This is a genomic window from Sphingomonas qomolangmaensis (assembly GCF_024496245.1).
GTDB classification, from domain to species: domain Bacteria; phylum Pseudomonadota; class Alphaproteobacteria; order Sphingomonadales; family Sphingomonadaceae; genus Sphingomonas; species Sphingomonas qomolangmaensis.
Genome location: NZ_CP101740.1, coordinates 892,559 through 910,254 on the forward strand (window position 1 = coordinate 892,559; position 17,696 = coordinate 910,254).

Annotated in this window: 20 protein-coding genes and 1 tRNA gene; 14 read left to right on the forward strand and 7 right to left on the reverse strand. The window is 65.8% G+C overall.

Annotation, left to right across the window (positions count from 1 at the left end; all coding sequences use genetic code 11):
* Nucleotides 1-29 precede the first annotated feature (29 nt).
* Both NMP03_RS04280 and NMP03_RS04285 read left to right on the forward strand, forming a co-directional pair.
* Nucleotides 30-461 carry a Bbp16 family capsid cement protein gene (locus NMP03_RS04280; protein WP_256507292.1) on the forward strand — a complete coding sequence of 144 codons (432 nt, stop codon included), beginning with the start codon at nucleotides 30-32 and terminating at the stop codon, nucleotides 459-461.
* A 3-nt stretch (nucleotides 462-464) separates the two neighbouring features.
* On the forward strand, nucleotides 465-2,933 hold the full coding sequence (locus NMP03_RS04285) for a hypothetical protein (RefSeq protein WP_256507293.1): 2,469 nt from the start codon (nucleotides 465-467) through the stop codon (nucleotides 2,931-2,933).
* Between the two features lie 20 nt (nucleotides 2,934-2,953).
* On the opposite strand, the gene NMP03_RS04290 is transcribed toward NMP03_RS04285, so the two are convergent.
* The 3 genes from NMP03_RS04290 to NMP03_RS04300 form a co-directional block, all read right to left on the reverse strand.
* Entirely contained in the window at nucleotides 2,954-3,370 is a 417-nt protein-coding gene (locus tag NMP03_RS04290) for a helix-turn-helix domain-containing protein (protein WP_256507294.1), read from the reverse strand.
* 113 nt (nucleotides 3,371-3,483) lie between these two features.
* Nucleotides 3,484-3,741 carry a hypothetical protein gene (locus NMP03_RS04295; protein WP_256507295.1) on the reverse strand — a complete coding sequence of 86 codons (258 nt, stop codon included), beginning with the start codon at nucleotides 3,739-3,741 and terminating at the stop codon, nucleotides 3,484-3,486.
* Nucleotides 3,734-4,000, reverse strand: coding sequence for a hypothetical protein (locus NMP03_RS04300; RefSeq protein WP_256507296.1), 267 nt, complete (start codon nucleotides 3,998-4,000; stop codon nucleotides 3,734-3,736). The genes NMP03_RS04295 and NMP03_RS04300 overlap by 8 nt, the downstream gene beginning before the upstream one ends.
* A 182-nt stretch (nucleotides 4,001-4,182) precedes the next feature.
* Between NMP03_RS04300 and NMP03_RS04305 the strand changes: the two genes are divergently transcribed.
* A complete protein-coding gene (locus NMP03_RS04305) occupies nucleotides 4,183-4,377 on the forward strand; it encodes a helix-turn-helix domain-containing protein (protein ID WP_256508003.1) in 195 nt (64 codons plus the stop codon).
* Nucleotides 4,378-4,386: 9 nt separating this feature from the next.
* Nucleotides 4,387-4,881 (forward strand): hypothetical protein, encoded by a 495-nt coding sequence (locus NMP03_RS04310; protein ID WP_256507297.1) that lies wholly within the window; start codon nucleotides 4,387-4,389, stop codon nucleotides 4,879-4,881.
* Nucleotides 4,882-5,012: 131 nt separating this feature from the next.
* On the opposite strand, the gene NMP03_RS04315 is transcribed toward NMP03_RS04310, so the two are convergent.
* Nucleotides 5,013-5,102 (reverse strand) — tRNA-Ser (locus tag NMP03_RS04315).
* Nucleotides 5,103-5,252: 150 nt separating this feature from the next.
* On the opposite strand from NMP03_RS04315, the gene NMP03_RS04320 reads away from it, so the two are divergent.
* Genes NMP03_RS04320 through mazG form a run of 10 tightly spaced genes read left to right on the forward strand, consistent with a single transcriptional unit; the run spans nucleotide 5,253 to nucleotide 14,407 of the window.
* Nucleotides 5,253-6,281 carry a lytic murein transglycosylase gene (locus NMP03_RS04320; RefSeq protein WP_256507298.1) on the forward strand — a complete coding sequence of 343 codons (1,029 nt, stop codon included), beginning with the start codon at nucleotides 5,253-5,255 and terminating at the stop codon, nucleotides 6,279-6,281.
* Nucleotides 6,265-7,068, forward strand: coding sequence for an SPOR domain-containing protein (locus NMP03_RS04325; protein ID WP_256507299.1), 804 nt, complete (start codon nucleotides 6,265-6,267; stop codon nucleotides 7,066-7,068). The genes NMP03_RS04320 and NMP03_RS04325 overlap by 17 nt, the downstream gene beginning before the upstream one ends.
* 29 nt (nucleotides 7,069-7,097) lie before the next feature.
* Nucleotides 7,098-8,261: a D-alanyl-D-alanine carboxypeptidase family protein gene (locus NMP03_RS04330; protein ID WP_256507300.1), complete on the forward strand. Its 1,164-nt coding sequence runs from the start codon at nucleotides 7,098-7,100 to the stop codon at nucleotides 8,259-8,261.
* Nucleotides 8,258-8,881, forward strand: coding sequence for a dTMP kinase (tmk, locus tag NMP03_RS04335; protein WP_256507301.1), 624 nt, complete (start codon nucleotides 8,258-8,260; stop codon nucleotides 8,879-8,881). Before NMP03_RS04330 ends, tmk begins: the two co-directional genes overlap by 4 nt.
* A complete protein-coding gene (locus tag NMP03_RS04340) occupies nucleotides 8,878-9,852 on the forward strand; it encodes an AAA family ATPase (RefSeq protein ID WP_256507302.1) in 975 nt (324 codons plus the stop codon). Before tmk ends, NMP03_RS04340 begins: the two co-directional genes overlap by 4 nt.
* 53 nt (nucleotides 9,853-9,905) lie before the next feature.
* Complete coding sequence (metG, locus tag NMP03_RS04345) at nucleotides 9,906-11,462, forward strand: methionine--tRNA ligase (RefSeq protein ID WP_256507303.1); 1,557 nt, start codon at nucleotides 9,906-9,908, stop codon at nucleotides 11,460-11,462.
* The gene (locus tag NMP03_RS04350; protein WP_256508004.1) at nucleotides 11,462-12,238 is read left to right on the forward strand and encodes a TatD family hydrolase; all 777 of its coding nucleotides are present in this window, start codon (nucleotides 11,462-11,464) and stop codon (nucleotides 12,236-12,238) included. Before metG ends, NMP03_RS04350 begins: the two co-directional genes overlap by 1 nt.
* The gene (locus NMP03_RS04355; RefSeq protein WP_256507304.1) at nucleotides 12,235-12,999 is read left to right on the forward strand and encodes an MBL fold metallo-hydrolase; all 765 of its coding nucleotides are present in this window, start codon (nucleotides 12,235-12,237) and stop codon (nucleotides 12,997-12,999) included. The genes NMP03_RS04350 and NMP03_RS04355 overlap by 4 nt, the downstream gene beginning before the upstream one ends.
* Nucleotides 12,996-13,607, forward strand: coding sequence for a retropepsin-like aspartic protease family protein (locus NMP03_RS04360; protein ID WP_256507305.1), 612 nt, complete (start codon nucleotides 12,996-12,998; stop codon nucleotides 13,605-13,607). The genes NMP03_RS04355 and NMP03_RS04360 overlap by 4 nt, the downstream gene beginning before the upstream one ends.
* Nucleotides 13,608-13,666: 59 nt before the next feature.
* A complete protein-coding gene (gene mazG / locus NMP03_RS04365) occupies nucleotides 13,667-14,407 on the forward strand; it encodes a nucleoside triphosphate pyrophosphohydrolase (protein ID WP_256507306.1) in 741 nt (246 codons plus the stop codon).
* A 4-nt stretch (nucleotides 14,408-14,411) separates the two neighbouring features.
* Here the strand turns inward: mazG and hflX are convergent, their stop codons facing one another.
* The 3 genes from hflX to ntrX form a co-directional block, all read right to left on the reverse strand.
* Nucleotides 14,412-15,698, reverse strand: coding sequence for a GTPase HflX (gene hflX / locus NMP03_RS04370; protein ID WP_256507307.1), 1,287 nt, complete (start codon nucleotides 15,696-15,698; stop codon nucleotides 14,412-14,414).
* Nucleotides 15,695-16,186, reverse strand: coding sequence for an RNA chaperone Hfq (gene hfq / locus NMP03_RS04375; protein WP_256507308.1), 492 nt, complete (start codon nucleotides 16,184-16,186; stop codon nucleotides 15,695-15,697). The genes hflX and hfq overlap by 4 nt, the downstream gene beginning before the upstream one ends.
* 128 nt (nucleotides 16,187-16,314) lie before the next feature.
* Complete coding sequence (gene ntrX / locus NMP03_RS04380; protein WP_256507309.1) at nucleotides 16,315-17,694, reverse strand: nitrogen assimilation response regulator NtrX; 1,380 nt, start codon at nucleotides 17,692-17,694, stop codon at nucleotides 16,315-16,317.
* Between the last annotated feature and the right edge of the window lie 2 nt (nucleotides 17,695-17,696).

Here is a 17,696-nt window from a genome sequence, read left to right on the forward strand (position 1 = left end):
CTCCATCCCAGATTGAGGGGCTATATCACATGCTGACCGACAAGGAACTGCTCTGCTCGGAATGGCAGGCTATCACTGGTGCCGCGGTATCCGACGATTCCCTACTGATGCGCGATCTGGTGGGGGCAGATCGAACCCGCAAGCTGCGATGCTTCGCCGCGGTCGAGGCGGACTTCGCGGGCGCCGCAACGGGCATCACAGTTGACATGATCCAAGCTGACAATTCGGCGCTGACGGCCAATGTCGAAGTGCTTGGCACCACCGGTGCGATCGCAGCCGATCTGCTCGGGCAAAGGGTCCTGGTCGACACGCCGCTGCCGGCCACAACCAAGCCCTATTTCGGGTTTCGCTTCACGCCGCAGGGTGGTTCGTTCACCGCGGGCTCGATCACGGCTGGGCTGACGACCGGCATAGAGACGCGATCGGCGGAACGGCCACGCTTCGAAACGCACGGGTACTGAGCCATGTCACTCGGCAACTGCATCCCCGGCATGGTGGAACGCGGCGAGATCGACGCGGCGCGCGGCCGGCGCATGTCCGCTCTATTCGAACAACTCGAGACCGAATTCGCCAAGCGGATGAGCCCCGAGGCTGCGGCGGCGCAGGCCAGCGAAGAAACGCTCAAGCAGTTGGTGGCACAGTCGGCGCTCAAGAAGCGCCAGACGATGTTGCAGGTATCGGCACAAAAACGAGCGCTGGCGGACCTTGGCAAGTTCAAGGGCGAATCGGGCTATGCCGGGATCCGCGCCATGATGGATGGCGATGCCCGAGCCCCGTACGAGAACATCGTGCGCCGCGCCGAAGCTATCGACTTCCAGGCGCAGGCTGACCTGTCCGACTTCATCCAGCGCCACCGCCGGGATTTCCTTGGTCAGCCGAAGGATCGCGAGGGCGTGTCCGACGTCGTGCGCGAGCTGCATGGCCAATCGACCGGCAACGCGCGCTCGAAAGTGTTCGCCGACGCCGTAACCGACGTGTTCGAACGATTGCGCCAGCGCTTCAACGCGGCCGGCGGCAATATCGGCAAGCTGAAAGGGTTCGGGCTGACCCACACGCACGACCCGTTGAAGGTGCGCCGGGCAGGCTATGCCAAATGGCGGGAGGACGTTCTGCGCGAGCTGGACACCGCCGCGATGCGCGACCCGGATACGGGCGGCAAGCTCACCGAGGAACGGCTGTCGGACGTGCTGCGCAACACCTATGAGGCCATCCGCACCGGCGGGCTGATCGGGGAAGCCGAAGCAACGTTTGCCGGCGAATTGAAGCTGGCCAGCACGCGCGCGGATCACCGGGAATTCGTCTTTCGCGATGGCGACGCATGGATGCGCTATGATGCTGTCTACGGCACCGGCGCCCCGTTCAATGCGATCCTGGGCCATATCCGCGGGATGGCATCGGACATTGCCGCGCTAGAGCGGTTCGGTCCGAACCCGAACGCCACGGTCCGCTTGCTGCTTGATACGGTGGATCGTGCGGAAGCGGCATCCGATAAGCTTCGCCCTGGTGTCGTCGCCGGCACCTCTGGCGGGCGGGAGCGTACCGAGCGACTCTGGGATTACCTGCAAGGCCGGTACAACGTCCCGGTGCTGGCCGAGGGCTGGATGGAACGTCCGTCGTACATCGCGCTCAAAGGGGTCTCGGGCGCGCGCGATCTGCTCACCGCCTCGCTGCTCGGATCGGCCCCGCTGTCGGCGATATCGGACATCAACACCCAGCTGATGACCCGCAAGCTTGTCGGCCTTCCGCAAACGAACGTGCTGGCGGGATACCTTCGCCAGTTGAACCCCGCATCGTCCCGCGATCGGAAGCTGGCGATCCGGCTGGGGCTCGGGATGCGCGACGCCAGCCGGGCGCTATTGGGACTGTCGCGCTATTATGGGGAAACCCATGGCCCGCAAATCACGTCCGTGATCGCCGACGACGTGTTGCGCGTGTCGGGGCTGAACAAATGGACCGAGGCAGGGCAGCGGGCGTTCGGGCTCGATCTGCTTGGCGAGCTGGGTGACAACCGCGGGCTGGTGTTCGGCAAGCTGCCCGAGAAGCTACGCACCGGCATGGAGCGCTATGGCATCGACGCCAGGCAGTGGGAGGCGATTCGCACCGCGCCCCCTGAGCGGCTGAGCGGGGCCGAATGGGTCAATGCCCGCAACGTGCAGGACCCCGAGGCATCGGGCCGCCTGATGGACTTCGTATTGGGCGAGACGTCGGCAGCGGTGCAGGAAAGCAGCGCCAGCGCGCGATCGTTCATGATCGCCGGCACCCGGCCCGGCACGCTGCAGGGCGAGTTCCTGCGCAACAGCTTCCAGTTCAAATCGTTCGCGTTCTCGCTGATGATGCAACAGGGGCAGCGCATGGCGATGCTGGGGCCGTACCGGGCGGCGGCATATGGCGGGCAGTTCTTCGTCGGCATGACACTGTTCGGTGCCGCGGCGATCCAGTTGCGCGAAATCGCCAAGGGCCGCGACCCGCGCCCGATGGATGATGAGGAGTTCTGGGCTGATGCAGCGTTGCAGGGCGGCGGCTTGGGCATCTTCGGCGATCTGATCGGATCGGTCAGCAGCGATCGCATCAACAGCCTGGCAGGCTTCGCGCTGGGGCCGATGTACGGGCTGGTCAACGACACCCGATCGGCGATTCGCACGGCGCTGCCCAATGAGCGGGACGACGGCACCGTGCGCGAGGGCAACCCCGGCAAGGCCGCCACGCGGTTCGCGAAGCGGTACACCCCCGGCGGCAATATCTGGTACCTGCGCGCCGCGTATGAGCGGACCATCCTCGATCGCTTGGCCGAGGAAACCGACCCGGATTATCTCAACTCGAAATTCGAGCTGGAGCAGTGGGCGCGCGACAATGGGCAGGAATATTGGTGGGCCCCGGGTACCGAAGTACCTAAGCGGGGCCCACGATTGGAGAACGCCGTACGCTCGCGGTGAGCCTAGGCCGGGGCGATGTCTCACCAGACGGTAGCGCCGTTTTCCTCGAGCCAGTTCGACCAGCTCTCATCCGCGATGATCGAGTGAAATGTAGCGCCGCTCTCGAACGCATAGTCCAGGCTGATTATTCGCACCCGCGGAAGTATCCGTCGCCGTGCCTGTATCTTCGGAAAGCCGGACCGCTTACGCCATCGTTGAACGGCGGAACGGTGACAACCGACTATGCGGGCAATGTCGGAGTCGTTTTGACCATTCTCGTAAAGAGTGGGGAAGTGCCGCTGCTGCGAGGGTGGTGTAATGAAATGGGCCGGCAGCCCGTATCTGGTTCGCCAATGCGAGATCGTAAACTTATCGCGGCCGATCGACCGTGCGATCTTCGCGTCGCTCATTCCCGAGTCGTACAGTTCGCGTCGATTGTCCTTCACACGACAGATCATGGTCGGCTCCACCAGTTCGATGCAGTGGTCGAAGATGGCACGCCCTCAAAAAGAACCGGCCCGCCTTTCGACGGACCGGGTATTTTGTCAGCCGTTCGGCGAATCGGGAGATATTAGGCGAGCGCCGAACCGCGAGTGTGCCACAGGGCGTTAGTTTCCTCGCGCTCCTTGGCATGTGCCTGCGATGCCAGCAGTATCAGTGTGCCGACCGCATTGGCCGCTGCGACCAAGATTTGCCGGTTCGCCCTCGCGTCTTCGCTGGCGGCTAGCTCCAGGCACGATGCAACCGCGTGGGCCTGTTCCAAATAGTCGGGGGCTTCGTTATGCTCGATCGTCACGTCGTTGATCCGGAACGGTGCAGGGTCAACCATTTGACGCCTCCCGGCGGATCGCCAGCAGGTCGTTATGAACATCGCAGATCGCTTCGTCGCAGACCTGATGCACCAACAAAGCGCCGTGCATCAGGTTTTCCGCGTGGTAGGCGTCAGCCTGCTGCAGATCGATCGCCACCCAAATCAACGATTTGAGAACGTCCATTTTCGATGAGACATCGTCCAACTTCGTTAGGTCGAAATCGGCAGAAGTGGGTACGCGCGGCGGCATGCCTGTGGTACTGGGATCGGTAGCCATGATTGTCTCCTTAACAGACGTCAGGGTCAGGCCGGATGTGGGGGAGCTACTACCTTCCCCCATCCGGCCACCCTCCTTCGAGGGTGATAACGCTGTTATCATAGTTAATCGGGTTGCGTCAATCGCGTTCTGATAATACAGTTATCAGCATGACGCCTCAACAATCTAAGATGGCTCGCGTGATGCTCGACTGGTCGCTTTCCGATCTGGCGGAAGCGGCGGGCGTCGGTCGCGCGACAGCAGCGCGGTTCGAGCTAGGACAGTCGGTGCAGGACGAAACGGCCCAGGCTCTGCGATCCGCGTTCGAATCGCGGCGCATACGGTTCATAGACAGCGGCAAGATGGCAGGCGGTGTCTATCAGACGCGAGCAGGATAGGAATATTTCATGAGCAATGACCAGAAGCTGCCAAATCTCAACATGTCCCTTCGCCGCTTATCAACACCTCTGTACCCGTCCATCAGTGCTTTTAACACGGACGCGATGGAGGAAGCACTTGAAGAAGGTAATCGAAGGGTAGCCGAGCAAGGCGAGCGATCCCGCCAGGTTGCTGAGGCTTCACGTTATCAAATGGAAGCCGCGGAAATCACGTGCGCTCAAATATTGGGTGAGGTGAAAAACTTCGAGGATAGCCTGACCGAGGATGAAGAAGCTTTCCTCTGCTTCGTCGGCGGGCCATCGGGGTCTCTGATGTTTCCACAGCGTATCTCGTATCTGGCTCCCGACAAACTTGTGTTCTCGGGTGAAGATCAAAATGGCCATCGGGTGAGCGCCGTGCAGCACGTCACGCAGCTAAACGTGATGCTGCAAGCCTTGCCAGTGCAGGCTGGCGAAGAGCCGCGCCGCACCGGTTTTCACGATCCGGATAGTCCCGAAACCTGATCGCTCGATTCGGTTGACCCGAGCCGAAATCGGCATCGTAAAGCCCTTTCGGTAAGTGGTATGGAATGTGGGATCGACTAGCGGTCAATGCCGCTAAGTTCCTGCAAACGCGCTGTAAACTGGCGCAGCAATGGCGGAGAGGGTGGGATTCGAACCCACGGTGAGCTTCCACCCACGGCGGTTTTCAAGACCGCTGCCTTAAACCACTCGGCCACCTCTCCGCATGCCGGCCACTCAGCATGCTGGCACGCCCCGATTACGCAGGTCGGCGGGTTTTCTGCAAGCCCGCGCTCGCCAAGGGGTTCCAGCACCGGGGGGGAGTGTGCCAATAGTCGGCACCACGGCCGGCGGGGCCGGGGTGGAGCTGTGTAATGCGTATTTTCGGGGCGATCCTTCTGGCCGGCATTGCGCTCGGCGGCTTGGGCGGCGGGGCGGCCGCTCAGGACAATGCGAGCTTCCAGAGCTATCTGGCGACGGTGCGAAGCAAGGCGCTGCGCGAGGGGGTGAGCGATCGCACGCTCAATTCGGTGCTGCCCTCGCTGACGGTGAACCCGCGGGTGATCGAGCTCGATCGCGACCAGCCGGGCAGTTCGAGCCCCAATGCGCCGATCTCCGACTTTGCCCCCTATCGCGCACGGCATGTCGATGCCGCGCGGATCGGACGCGGTCGCAGCGCCTATCGCGGCAACCTGAACACGTTGCGCGCGGTCGAGCAGCGTTATGGCGTGCCCGGATCGATCCTGGTCGCGATCTGGGGGCATGAGACCAATTATGGCGGCTATACCGGCGATTTCGATCTGCCGCGCTCGCTCGCCACGCTCGCCTTCGAGGGACGCCGCCGGCCGCTGTTTGAAGGCGAGTTCATCGCGCTGCTCAAGATCATCGATCGCGGCGTGCCGCGCGAGCGGCTGAAGGGCAGCTGGGCGGGCGCGATGGGCTATCCGCAGTTCCTGCCGTCGGTCTACCTGCGGCTCGCGGTCGACGGCGATGGCGATGGTGACGCCAATATCTGGGCGAGCGAAGCCGATGCGCTGGCGTCGATCGGCAATTATCTGTCGAACGCCGGCTGGCGGCGCGGCCAGCCCTGGGGCGTTGCGGTGAACGTGCCCGCAGGCCTCGCGCGTGCGCCGCTCGAAACCCGCACCGTCTCGCCGCGCTGTCCGCGGGTGTTCGACCGGCATAGCCAGTGGCGCACGATCGCCGAATGGCGCGCGCTCGGGGTGACCCCGCAGGGCGGCGCGTTGCCCGCCGACAATGTGCAGGCGACCTTGCTCGAACCCGATGGCCAGGGGCGCACCGCCTTCCTGCTGACGAGCAATTATCGCGTCATCCTCGATTATAATTGTTCGAACTTCTATGCTCTTTCGGTGGGGTTGCTGGCCGATGAAGTCTCGCGCTGAGTTCCTGATCCTCGGCCTGCTGGGCGCTGCGGGGGCGGCGTCGGCGCAGGACGCGCCGCCCGCCGAAGTCGTCGCGGCTTCGGGACCGCTGGGTACTTCGGGCGAGATAAAGCGCTACGACGAAGTCGGCGCGGTGGGGCTGGCGAGCGCGCTCGACAATCCGATCGGTGCTGCCCATGCGACGCTGCCGATGGGGAGCGTCGCCGAGGTAACCGCGCTCGACACCGGCCGAACGATCCTGGTGCCGATCGTCGCGCAGCTGCCCGCAGGTAGCCAAGTGATCGCGCTGGCACCCGGCGCGCTTTCGGCGCTTGGCATTGCGGCGCAGGCCGGCGTTCGGGTGCGCGGCGTGACGCCTTCGCCGCAGGATCAGGCGGCGTTGCAGGCGGGGCGTCCCGGGCTGCCGCGGCTCGATGCGCCGCCGGTGCTGCTCAACGGCTTGCGCAAGCAGATGGCGGCGGTGCTACCCACGCCAACGCCGATGGCGCCGCCCAAGCCTGCTGCCGCAAAGCCAGCCCCCAAGCCCGCATCGCCTCGCCCGGTGCCTACGGCACCTGCGCCACCAAAGCCCGCTGCCACCGGCACCTGGTTCGTCCAGGTCGCCGCGCTCTCCAGCGAGCCGCGCGCCAGGGCGCTGGCGAGCCAATTGAACGGCCGCTCGATCGCCGCAGGCCGCTTCTGGCGCGTCCAGCTCGGACCGTTTCCAGATGCCACTGCCGCCAATTCGGCCCGCGCACGCGCCGCCGGAAGCGGCTATCGCGACGCCACCGTCTTTCGTTCGAAATGATCCTCAAGCCACCAGGGTTCGTGTTTTCCATGAAGAAACTGCTCGTACTGCCGCCGCTGTTCCTCGCGCTGGCGATGCCCGCTTCGGCGCAGCGTCCGCCCTATGACACGCCTGCGCCGGTGGCGTTCATCGAGGATCTGTCGTCGGGCGCCGTGCTGTATGCCAAGGACGCCGATCGCCGCATGCCGCCGGCGTCGATGGCCAAGATGATGACGACCTATGTCATCTTCGACATGCTCCAGAAGGGCGAGCTGAAGCTCGACCAGAAGTTCCGCGTCCGCCCCGAGACCTGGGAGCGCTGGCACGGCCCCAAGGCGGGCTCGACGATGTTCCTGTCGCCCAACGAGGAAGTGAGCGTCGAGAATCTGCTGTACGGCGTGGTCGTGCTGTCGGGGAACGACGCCTGCGTCGTGCTCGCCGAGGGGATTGCCGGCACCGAGGAAGCGTTCGCCAATTTGATGAACCAGCGCGCCAAGGCGATCGGCCTGAGCAACAGCCGGTTCGGCAATTCGAACGGCTGGCCCGATGAAGGCCGCACCTATGTCACCGCGCGCGACCTGGCGACGCTCGCCAAGGTGACGATCGAGCAGCATCCGCAGCTCTACAAGAAGTTCTACACCCGCCGCGATTTCACCTGGGGCCAGACGATGGGCGGCAACGCGATCACCCAGGCCAATCGCGACCCGCTGCTCGGGCGCGTCGACGGCGCCGATGGGTTGAAGACCGGGCACACCGAGGAAGCGGGCTATGGCTTCACCGGATCGGCCGAGCAGAGCGGGCGGCGGCTGGTGATGGTGCTTGCCGGGCTGACCAGCGCGAACCAGCGCATCAGCGAATCGGTGCGCTTCATGGAATGGGGCTTCGGCGCGTGGAAATCGCGGCCGATCGTCAAGAAGGGCAAGCGCGTCGAGACCGCCGACGTCCAACTGGGCGGCGAGGCGACCGTCGGGCTGGTCGCGCCGCGCGACCTGTCGATCACCGTACCCTCGGGCACCAGTGCGCCGGTGACCGTCAAGGTGGTGTATCAGGGGCCGATCAAGGCGCCGATCGCCGCGGGCCAGCACATCGCCGACCTGGTCATCACCAGCGCCGACACCGGCGAACAGCGGATGCCGCTGGTCGCCGAAGCCGCGGTTGAGGAAGCTGGCTTCTTCGGGCGCGTCTGGGCGGGCCTGATGTCGCTGTTCGCTTGATCGGGCGCTTCATCTCGCTCGAGGGCGGCGAGGGGGCGGGAAAGTCGACTCAGGCTGCCGCGCTCGCCGCCGCGCTCGAAGCGCGCGGGCTGCCCGTGCTCGTCACGCGCGAGCCGGGCGGGAGCGAGGGCGCCGAGGCGATCCGCCAGCTGCTGATGCAGGGCGATGTCGCGCGGTGGAGCGCGCATGCCGAAGCATTGCTGTTCGCCGCGGCGCGCGCCGATCATGTCGAGAAGCGTATCCGCCCGGCGATCGCGGCGGGGACGTGGGTGATCTGCGATCGCTATCTTGATTCGACGCGTGCCTATCAGGGGGCACAGGGGATCGACGATGCCGCGATCCTGGCGCTGCACGGCTTCGGATCGAAGGGGTTGTTGCCCGATCGCACCTTCTTCCTAGCGCTGCCGCGCGCGGCGGGCCAGCAGCGGACGCGCGCGCGCGACGGCGCCGCCAACGACCGGTTCGAAGCGCGCGATGCGCCGTTTCACGATGCCGTCGCGGCAGGGTTCGAGGCGATCGCGACGAACGAGCCCGATCGGGTGCGACGGATCGACGCGGCGCGGTCGGCTCCGGAGGTGACCCAGGCGATGCTCGACGGCCTCGCCGACCTGCTGCCATGACGCCAGCGGTCGGCAACGCCGCGCCGCGCGCCGCGTTCGCCGCGGCGATGGCGGGCGGGTCGCTGCATCATGCGTGGCTGATCACCGGTCCTGAGGGCACCGGCAAGGCGGGGTTCGCGCATGATATGGCGCGGCGGATGCTGGCCCATGCCGCCGATCCTTCGCTCGACCCTACCGCCGCAGTGCCGGCGGGGCATCGGATCGGCGCGTTGCTCGATGCCGGGTCGCATCCCGATTTCCGGCTGCTGGCGCGGCTGCCCAAGGACGCCGACAAGCCCGAGCAGGACATCGCGCGCAGCATCACGATCGCGCAGGTGCGCACGCTCCAGCCGATGTTTGCGACCAAGCCGTCGATGTCGTCGCGCCGCGTGGTGCTGATCGATTCGATCGACGATCTAGAGCGCGGCGGCGCCAATGCGCTGCTCAAGAACCTCGAAGAGCCGCCGGCAGGGACGATCTTCCTGCTGGTGAGCCATGCGCCTGGGCGGCTGTTGCCGACGATCCGCTCGCGCTGCCGCCTGCTACGCTTCGCCGCGATCGAGGATGCCGAGGTGGCGGCGGTGCTGCGGCACGAACTGCCCGAGGCGGGCGACGACGAGATCGCGGTGCTGGTACGCGCAGGCGCGGGGTCGCCGGGGCGCGCGCTGCGCTTTGCCGGGCTCGACATGGCGTCGATCGAGCGCGACCTGACGCTGCTCGCCGATCGCGGCGATGCCGACAATGCGATCCGCACGCGGCTCGCCAAGGCGCTCGGGGTAAAGGCCGCGCATCCACGCTATGTGGCTTTCCTCGAACGCGTGCCCGCCTTTCTCGCCGAGCGGGCGCGGCTGCTGGAGGGCAGGGCGCTGCGCGATGCGCTCGACGCGCATGCCGCCGCCAAGGACGTGGCGGGCGCGGCGATCGGACTGTCGCAGGATGCCGGCGCAGCGGTGTTCGAAATCGGCGGGATCGTGGCCAGGCTGGCACGCTGACCAACGGGTGACAGGGCTTGTGCCACGCCCCTCCCACCCCCTAAACGCCGCGCATGGCCGAACCCTATTACATCACCACCGCGATCCATTATCCCAACGGCAAGCCGCATATCGGCCACGCCTATGAAATGATCGCCGCCGACGCGATTGCGCGCTTCCAGCGCCAGGCGGGGCGCGACGTGCGCTTCCAGACCGGCACCGACGAGCATGGGCTGAAGATGGTGCAGACCGCGCGCGACCGCGGCGTGCCGGTGCGCGACCTTGCCGACGAGATGTCGGGATATTTCAGCGACATGGCGCAACGTCTGAACATTTCATGCGACCGGTTCATCCGCACCGTCGAGCCCGAACATTACCGCGCGAGCCAGGCGATCTGGCAGGCGATGCAGGACGCCGGCGACCTGTATCTCGATCGTTACGAAGGCTGGTATTCGGTTCGCGACGAAGCCTTCTACGAGGAAAAGGAACTGACCGAGGGGGCAGGGGGCATCAAGCTCTCGCCGCAAGGCACTCCGGTCGAATGGACCGCCGAGGAGACCTGGTTCTTCCGCCTGTCGAAATATCAGCAGCCCTTGCTCGATTTCTACGCCGCCAATCCGGGCTTCATCCGCCCCGAAAGTCGCCGCAACGAAGTGCTCCGCTTCGTCGAGGGTGGGCTAATCGACCTGTCGGTATCGCGTACCAGCTTCGATTGGGGGGTGCCGGTGCCGGGCAGCGACGGCCATGTGATGTATGTCTGGGTCGATGCGCTCACCAACTACCTCACCGGCACGGGCTATCCCGATGGCGGCGAGCTTTCGCGCTATTGGCCGGCGGCGTCGCACATCATCGGCAAGGACATCGTCCGCTTCCACGCGGTCTATTGGCCGGCGTTCCTGATGTCGGCGGGGCTCGCGCTGCCAAAGGAAGTGTTCGGCCACGGCTTCGTGCTCAACCGTGGCGAGAAGATGTCGAAGTCGCTCGGCAACGTCGCCGATCCGATGGCGCTCGCCGATGCGTTCGGCGTCGATGCGCTGCGCTATTTCCTGCTGCGCGACATTGGTTGGGGGCAGGACGGCAGCTATTCGCCGCGCGCGATCGCGATGCGCGCCAATGCCGATCTGTCGAACAGCTTCGGCAATCTGGCGCAGCGCACGCTGGCGTTCATCGCCAAGAATCTCGACGGCGCGATGCCGGGGGCGGGGCGCGGCGACCCTGCCGACGCGGCGTTGCTGGCGACCGTGGGCGAAGCGAACGCCGAGTTCGTCCGGCTGTTCGGCGATCACGGGCTCACCCAGGCGCTCGAGGCCTGGATGCGCGGGGTGTTCGCCTGCAACCAATATATCGATGCGCAGGCGCCCTGGGCGCTGCGCAAGACCGATCCCGAGCGGATGGAGGCGGTGCTCGGCACGCTGATCCGCGCGATCCGGCTGTGCGCGATCACGATCCTGCCGGTGGTGCCAGCTGCCGCCGGCGCGATGCTCGACCAATTGGGGGTCGAGGATCGCAGCCACGCGGCCCTTGCCGACGAAGGCTGGTACGCCGCGCACGCAGCGACGGGGTTTCGGATCGCGTCGCCAACCCCCATCTTCCCTCGACTGGAAATCCCCGAGGAGGAACCGGCGGCATGATGCTGGCCGACAGTCACTGCCACCTGAACTACAAGGGGTTGGTCGACGAACAGCCGGCGGTGCTGGCGCGGGCGCGGGCGCGCGGGGTGGGGGCGATGCTCAACATCTCGACGCGCGAGAGCGAGTGGGGCGACGTCGTCGCGACCGCCGAGCGCGAGCCCGATGTTTGGGCGACGATCGGCGTCCACCCGCACGACGCCGATGCGCACCCGCATGTCGATGCCGATGCGCTGACCGCAGCGGCCGACCATCCGCGCGTCGTCGGCCTGGGCGAATGCGGGCTCGACTATCACTATGGCCATAGCGACCGCGCGGCGCAGGCGATCATCTTCCGCGCGCATTGCGCCGCCGCGCGCGCAACCGGGCTGCCGATCGTCGTGCACAGCCGCGACGCCGAGGACGATACCGTCTCTATCCTGCGCGACGAGCTGGGGAAGGGGGCCCTTGGCGGGGTAATCCACTGCTTCACCGGCACTAGCGGCTTTGCAGATCAAGCGCTTGCGCTGGGTTTCTACATCTCGATCTCGGGTATCGTGACCTTCAAGAGCGCGCGCGAACTGCAGGCGATCGCCGCACGGCTGCCGCTCCATCGGCTGCTGATCGAGACCGACGCACCTTTCCTGGCGCCGGTGCCGCATCGCGGACGGCTGGGCGAGCCCGCGTTCGTCGCCGACACCGCAGCGTTCCTCGCCGAGCTGCGCGGGGAGCCGGTCGAGGTGCTGGCGAAGGCCACCGCCGAGAATTTCCACACCCTGTTCGGCAAGACCCACGCGTGAAAATCCGCTTGCTGGGATCGGGCACGTCGAGCGGCGTGCCGCGGATCGGCAACGACTGGGGCGCGTGTGATCCGGGCGAGCCGCGCAACCGCCGTACCCGCTGCGCGGCGCTGGTTTCCACGGCGACGACGCGTATCCTGATCGACACCGGTGCCGACATGCGCGAGCAGCTGCTGCGGGCCGATGTCGGCGACGTCGATGCGGTGATCTGGACGCATGATCATGCCGATCACACCCACGGTATCGACGATCTGCGCCAGATCGCGCACAATCGCGGTCGGCAGGTCGCAGGCTATGCGCGGCCGCACACTTTCTCGGGACTGGAAAGGCGGTTCGCCTATGTCTTCCACGGTCGCGGCGCGTATCCGCCGACGGTCGGGCTGCAACCGTTGGATGATAGCGTGACGATCGGCGATGTCGTGGTGCGCGTGGTCGATCAGCCGCACGGCGACATCACGAGCGCCGGCCTTCGCTTCGACCATGGGGATTCATCTATCGTATATTCGACAGATTTCCATGAGCTTACGGGCGATATGGAGACTTTGTATCAAGGATGCGACGTCTGGGTGGTCGATGCGCTTCGCCACCAGCCGCATCCTTCGCACCCCCATCTCGAGGCCACGCTCGACTACATCGCGCGTATCCGGCCGCGTTTTGCCGCGCTGATCCACATGGACCAGTCGATGGACTATGCGGCGCTGCGGGCATCGCTGCCGCCGGGGGTCGAACCCGGCTATGACGGGATGGAAATCATCGCATGACCGAGGACGACACGCTCAACCTGGTGCTCGGAATCGGGGTGCTGGTGTTGGTGCTGAGTTCGCTGAGCTTGCGCCGGATGTCGTTGGGGCTGTTCCTGCGGTCGCTGATCAGCTGGGTGCTGATCATCGGGCTGATCTATGTCGCGGTACTCAACCGCGACAGAATCGAGATGGCGCTGGGCGGGGTCGGTGAAAGGCTCGGAATTTCGGGCCAGTCGGTCGAGGGCGATACCGTGCGGATCCGCCAATCGCCCGACGGCCATTTCTATGCGCGCGTGTCGATCAACGGCGAGCCGACGCGGATGCTGATCGATAGCGGTGCGACGATCACTGCCTTGTCGGTGGAAACCGCCGAGCGCGCCGGCATCGACGTATCGCGCGCCGGCTTGCCGGTGTTGCTCAACACGGCGAACGGCACCGTATCGGCGCGGCGCGGGGTGGCGCAAACCGTGTCGATTGACGGGCAACTCGAAACCCGCGACCTTTCGGTAGTGGTGGCGCCGAGCTTCGGCGACGTGAACGTGATCGGCATGAACTTCCTGTCGCGATTGGGGTCGTGGCGCGTCGAGCAACGCACGCTGATCCTCGAGCCCGACCGCCAACCGTGATCTTGTATTTAACATAATATATATTATCAGTTCGACGGATAGCGTCACTCGGAGGTCAGATGATTGAGCGATTGACGGCGATCATGGCACGGCTCCGCGACCCCCAGCATGGCTGCGAATGGGATCTTGCCCAGAGCTTCGCCTCGATCGCGCCCTATACGATCGAGGAAGCCTATGAAGTCGCCGATGCGATCGATCGCGGCGATATGATCGACCTCAAGGACGAACTCGGCGACCTGTTGCTCCAGGTCGTGTTCCACAGCCGGATGGCCGAGGAAGCCGGTGCTTTCGCGCTGCCCGACGTGGTCGCTGCGGTCAGCGACAAGATGGCGCGCCGCCACCCGCATATCTTCGGTGACGCGGTGGATTTCCCTGGCTGGGAACAAATGAAGGCCGCCGAACGCCATGCGCGTGCCGATTCGGGCGCGCTCGACGGCGTGGCGCTGGGGATGCCTGCCTTGCTGCGCGCCGAAAAGCTGCAGAAACGCGCCGCCCGCGTCGGCTTCGACTGGCCCGACGCCAGCGGCGCGCGCGCGAAGATCGACGAAGAGCTCGCCGAGGTCGAGGGCGCATCGCCGAGCGAGATCGAGGGAGAGATCGGCGATCTGCTATTCTCGGTCGTCAATTGGGCGCGGCACCAGGGCGTCGATCCCGAAGCCGCGCTGCGCGCCGCCAATGCCAAGTTCGAACGCCGTTTCCGCGCGATGGAGCGGCAAGCCGGCAGCGATTTCCCCGGCCTGAGCCTCGACGAAAAGGAAGCGCTGTGGCTTGGCGCAAAGGCGAGCGAAGCCCGGTGCTGACGCTTCAGCGCTGGGCGAACCGCACGCGATCGGCGGGCGCCATCCGGACTTCGTAGATCGCATCGCCCTCCTCGATCCAGTGATCGAGCACTTCGCCGTGCTGGTGGAGCCAGGCAGCCCCCGCCCCGTCGCCGGCTTCGAGCGTCAGATGATAGCGCCGATGCCCCTGCGTCAGCCGCGCGGCGGCGACCTCGATCATCGCATCGACACCCTCCCCCGTCAGCGCGGACAGGATCGCGACATCGTCGCGCGCCGCCGCCTTGTTGGTGAGATATTCGCGCGCTTCGTCGTCAAGCAGGTCGAGTTTGTTCCACGCCTCGAGCCGCGGCGTCGTCTCGGCAACGCCGATTTCGCTCAGTACCTTTTCAACATCGGCGCGCTGCGCGTCGCTGTCAGGGTGCGCGACGTCGCGGACATGGATCAGCAGGTCGGCGGAGATGACCTCCTCGAGCGTCGCCTTGAACGATGCCACCAACTGAGTCGGCAGGTCCGAGACGAAGCCGACGGTGTCCGACAGGATCGCCTTGTCGACGCCGGGCAACTGGATCTGGCGCAAGGTCGGGTCGAGCGTCGCGAACAACAGGTCTTCGGCCATCACCGCGGCGCCGGTCAGCCGGTTGAACAGCGTCGATTTGCCGGCATTGGTGTAGCCGACCAACGCCACCACCGGCCACGGTGCACGCTGCCGCCGATCGCGATGGAGCGAGCGTGTACGGCTGACCTGGTCGAGTTCGCGCCGCAACCGCGCCATCCGATCGCGGATCAGCCGACGATCGGCCTCGATCTGCGTTTCGCCCGGACCGCCGAGAAAGCCGAAACCGCCGCGCTGGCGTTCGAGATGGGTCCAGCTGCGCACCAGTCGCGACGATTGATAGTCGAGATGCGCCAGCTCGACCTGAAGCCGGCCTTCGGCAGTGCGCGCGCGCTCGCCGAAGATCTCGAGGATAAGCCCGGTGCGGTCGATCACCTTGCAGCCGAGCCCGGTCTCGAGGTTGCGCTGCTGTACCGGGGTCAGCGCCGAATCGAACACCGCGAGGGTGATGGCGTCGTCGCGCACCTTCTCGGCCAGCTGTTCGACCTGCCCCGCACCCAGCAACGTCGCGGGCTTGGGCGCGCGGATGCGGAAGGCGATCCGCTCGCGCACCTTGACGCCGATTGCTGCTGCCAGGCCGGCAGTCTCTTCGAGCCGCGCATCGGTGTCGCGGGTCGATCCGCCTTGGTCGGGCAGCACCACGATCGCCCGCGCGCCACGCGCGAAATCCTCACCGTCGCGTTCGAAGCCGGTGCTCAAGTCGCGTCCGGCTGGGTTTGCTCGTCAGCCAGGTTCAGCGGGTTGGCTGGCTGCACCGTCGATACCGCATGCTTGTATACGAGCTGCGACATGCCGTCGCGCTGGAGCAGCATGCAGAACAGGTCGAACGCCGCGATCTGGCCCTGCAGCATCACGCCATTGACCAGGAACATCGTCACCGGCTCAGCCTGTTTGCGCACCGCGGTGAGGAAGATCTCCTGCAAAACCGGCTGCTTGGCCTGCGAAGCTGCCACGCTTTCGATGATCGGTGCCAGGTCCATCTGGCCGGTAGGCATGATCGTCGAGATCGCATGCTTGTAGATCAGCTGCGACTGGCCGTCGCGGCGGAGCAGCACCGAAAAATTGTCGAACCAGGTGACGATGCCCTGCAGCTTGACGCCCTTGACCAGGAACATGGTGACCGGAGTCTTGGTCCGGCGGAGCGCGTTCAGGAACTGATCCTGCAGCGAGGTTTGCTTTTCGGCCATGATGGCTGCCTTTGTTTTTGGCGGGACATGTCCCGCGAATGCGCCGTTCCCCGACGTCGGTCGCGCGCGCATCGCTGCGCCCGCGCCGTTAATCTAGGAAGCCGGCCCGCGAACGTCCAGCCGGAGGCTCATTCGTCGCGCGTTTCGGTGATCCCGAGCAGCTTGAGCTTGCGGTGCAGCGCCGAGCGCTCCATCCCGATGAAGCTGGCGGTACGCGAGATATTTCCCGAAAAGCGGCGGATCTGGACGCGCAGATATTCGCGCTCGAAGGTTTCGCGTGCCTCGCGCAGCGGCGTTCCCATGATCGCCCCCGCGCCCATCCCCTGCCCGCCGTCGCTGCCGGTACCGAGCACTTCTGGCGGCAGCAAGTCGAGATCGATCCGGCCGATCCGGTTGCCCGGCGTCAGGATGACGGTGCGCTCGACGACGTTGCGCAGCTGGCGGACATTGCCCGGCCATTCATAGGATTGCAGCGCGACCATCGCGTCGCCCGCGATGTCGGGGGTCGGCACGCGGCGTTCGGCGGCATAATGCGCGACGAAATGCTCGACCAGCGGGGGAATATCCTCGCGCCGTTCGGTGAGCGACGGGATCGCGACCGGCACCACGTTGAGTCGGTAATACAGATCCTCGCGGAACCGCCCCTCGGCGATCTCGTCGATCAGGTTGCGCGCGGTCGCCGATACGACGCGGACATCGACCTTGACGACGCGCGTGCCCCCTACCCGGCTGAAGCTCTGGTCGGTCAGCACGCGCAAGATCCGCGCCTGCGTCGCGATCGGCATGTCGGCGATTTCGTCGAGGAACAGGGTGCCGCCATGCGCCTGTTCGAGCAGCCCGGGGCGGACGAGGTCATTGGCATCCTCGATCCCGAACAATTCCTCGTCGACGCGCTCGGGGGTCATCCGCGCCGCGCTGACGATCACGAAGGGCGCCGCGGCGCGCAGGCTCCAGCCGTGCAACAGCCGCGCGGCGACTTCCTTGCCGACCCCTGCCCCACCCGAGATTAGCACGCGGCTGCCGGTCCCCGCGACGCGTTTCAGCGTCGCGCGCACGGTGTTGATGGCCCCCGAATTGCCCGTCAGGTCGGTCTCGCGGCCCGCCGAGGCGCGCAGCGACGCGATCTCGCGCTTGAGCCGCTCGGTCTCGGTCGCGCGTTCGACCATCAGCACCAGCCGCTCGGCCTCGAACGGCTTTTCGATGAAGTCAGACGCGCCGCGCCGGATCGCCGCGACCGCGGTGTCGAGATTGCCGTGGCCCGAAATTACCAGCACCGGCACCGTCGGGTCGCGCCGCTTGATTTCTTCGAGCAGTTCGAGCCCGTCGAGCTTCGATCCGTGCAGCCACACATCGAGCAGCACCAGCGATGGTCGCCGCGCGGCGATCGCCTCGAGCGCCGAATCGCTGTCGGCGGCGGTGCGCGTGGCATAGCCTTCGTCTTCCAAAACGCCGGCCACCAGTTCGCGGATGTCGCGTTCGTCGTCGACGACGAGGATATCTAAACTCATGA

What these genes read in the sequence shown, in the direction of transcription:
- NMP03_RS04280 (WP_256507292.1), top strand. Translation starts at nt 30, where the DNA reads ATGCTGACCGACAAGGAACTGCTCTGCTCGGAATGGCAGGCTATCACT.
- NMP03_RS04285 (WP_256507293.1), top strand. Translation starts at nt 465, where the DNA reads ATGTCACTCGGCAACTGCATCCCCGGCATGGTGGAACGCGGCGAGATC.
- NMP03_RS04290 (WP_256507294.1), bottom strand. Translation starts at nt 3,370, where the DNA reads ATGATCTGTCGTGTGAAGGACAATCGACGCGAACTGTACGACTCGGGA.
- NMP03_RS04295 (WP_256507295.1), bottom strand. Translation starts at nt 3,741, where the DNA reads ATGGTTGACCCTGCACCGTTCCGGATCAACGACGTGACGATCGAGCAT.
- NMP03_RS04300 (WP_256507296.1), bottom strand. Translation starts at nt 4,000, where the DNA reads ATGGCTACCGATCCCAGTACCACAGGCATGCCGCCGCGCGTACCCACT.
- NMP03_RS04305 (WP_256508003.1), top strand. Translation starts at nt 4,183, where the DNA reads ATGCTCGACTGGTCGCTTTCCGATCTGGCGGAAGCGGCGGGCGTCGGT.
- NMP03_RS04310 (WP_256507297.1), top strand. Translation starts at nt 4,387, where the DNA reads ATGAGCAATGACCAGAAGCTGCCAAATCTCAACATGTCCCTTCGCCGC.
- NMP03_RS04320 (WP_256507298.1), top strand. Translation starts at nt 5,253, where the DNA reads ATGCGTATTTTCGGGGCGATCCTTCTGGCCGGCATTGCGCTCGGCGGC.
- NMP03_RS04325 (WP_256507299.1), top strand. Translation starts at nt 6,265, where the DNA reads ATGAAGTCTCGCGCTGAGTTCCTGATCCTCGGCCTGCTGGGCGCTGCG.
- NMP03_RS04330 (WP_256507300.1), top strand. Translation starts at nt 7,098, where the DNA reads ATGAAGAAACTGCTCGTACTGCCGCCGCTGTTCCTCGCGCTGGCGATG.
- NMP03_RS04340 (WP_256507302.1), top strand. Translation starts at nt 8,878, where the DNA reads ATGACGCCAGCGGTCGGCAACGCCGCGCCGCGCGCCGCGTTCGCCGCG.
- metG (WP_256507303.1), top strand. Translation starts at nt 9,906, where the DNA reads ATGGCCGAACCCTATTACATCACCACCGCGATCCATTATCCCAACGGC.
- NMP03_RS04350 (WP_256508004.1), top strand. Translation starts at nt 11,462, where the DNA reads ATGCTGGCCGACAGTCACTGCCACCTGAACTACAAGGGGTTGGTCGAC.
- NMP03_RS04360 (WP_256507305.1), top strand. Translation starts at nt 12,996, where the DNA reads ATGACCGAGGACGACACGCTCAACCTGGTGCTCGGAATCGGGGTGCTG.
- mazG (WP_256507306.1), top strand. Translation starts at nt 13,667, where the DNA reads ATGATTGAGCGATTGACGGCGATCATGGCACGGCTCCGCGACCCCCAG.
- hfq (WP_256507308.1), bottom strand. Translation starts at nt 16,186, where the DNA reads ATGGCCGAAAAGCAAACCTCGCTGCAGGATCAGTTCCTGAACGCGCTC.
- ntrX (WP_256507309.1), bottom strand. Translation starts at nt 17,694, where the DNA reads ATGAGTTTAGATATCCTCGTCGTCGACGACGAACGCGACATCCGCGAA.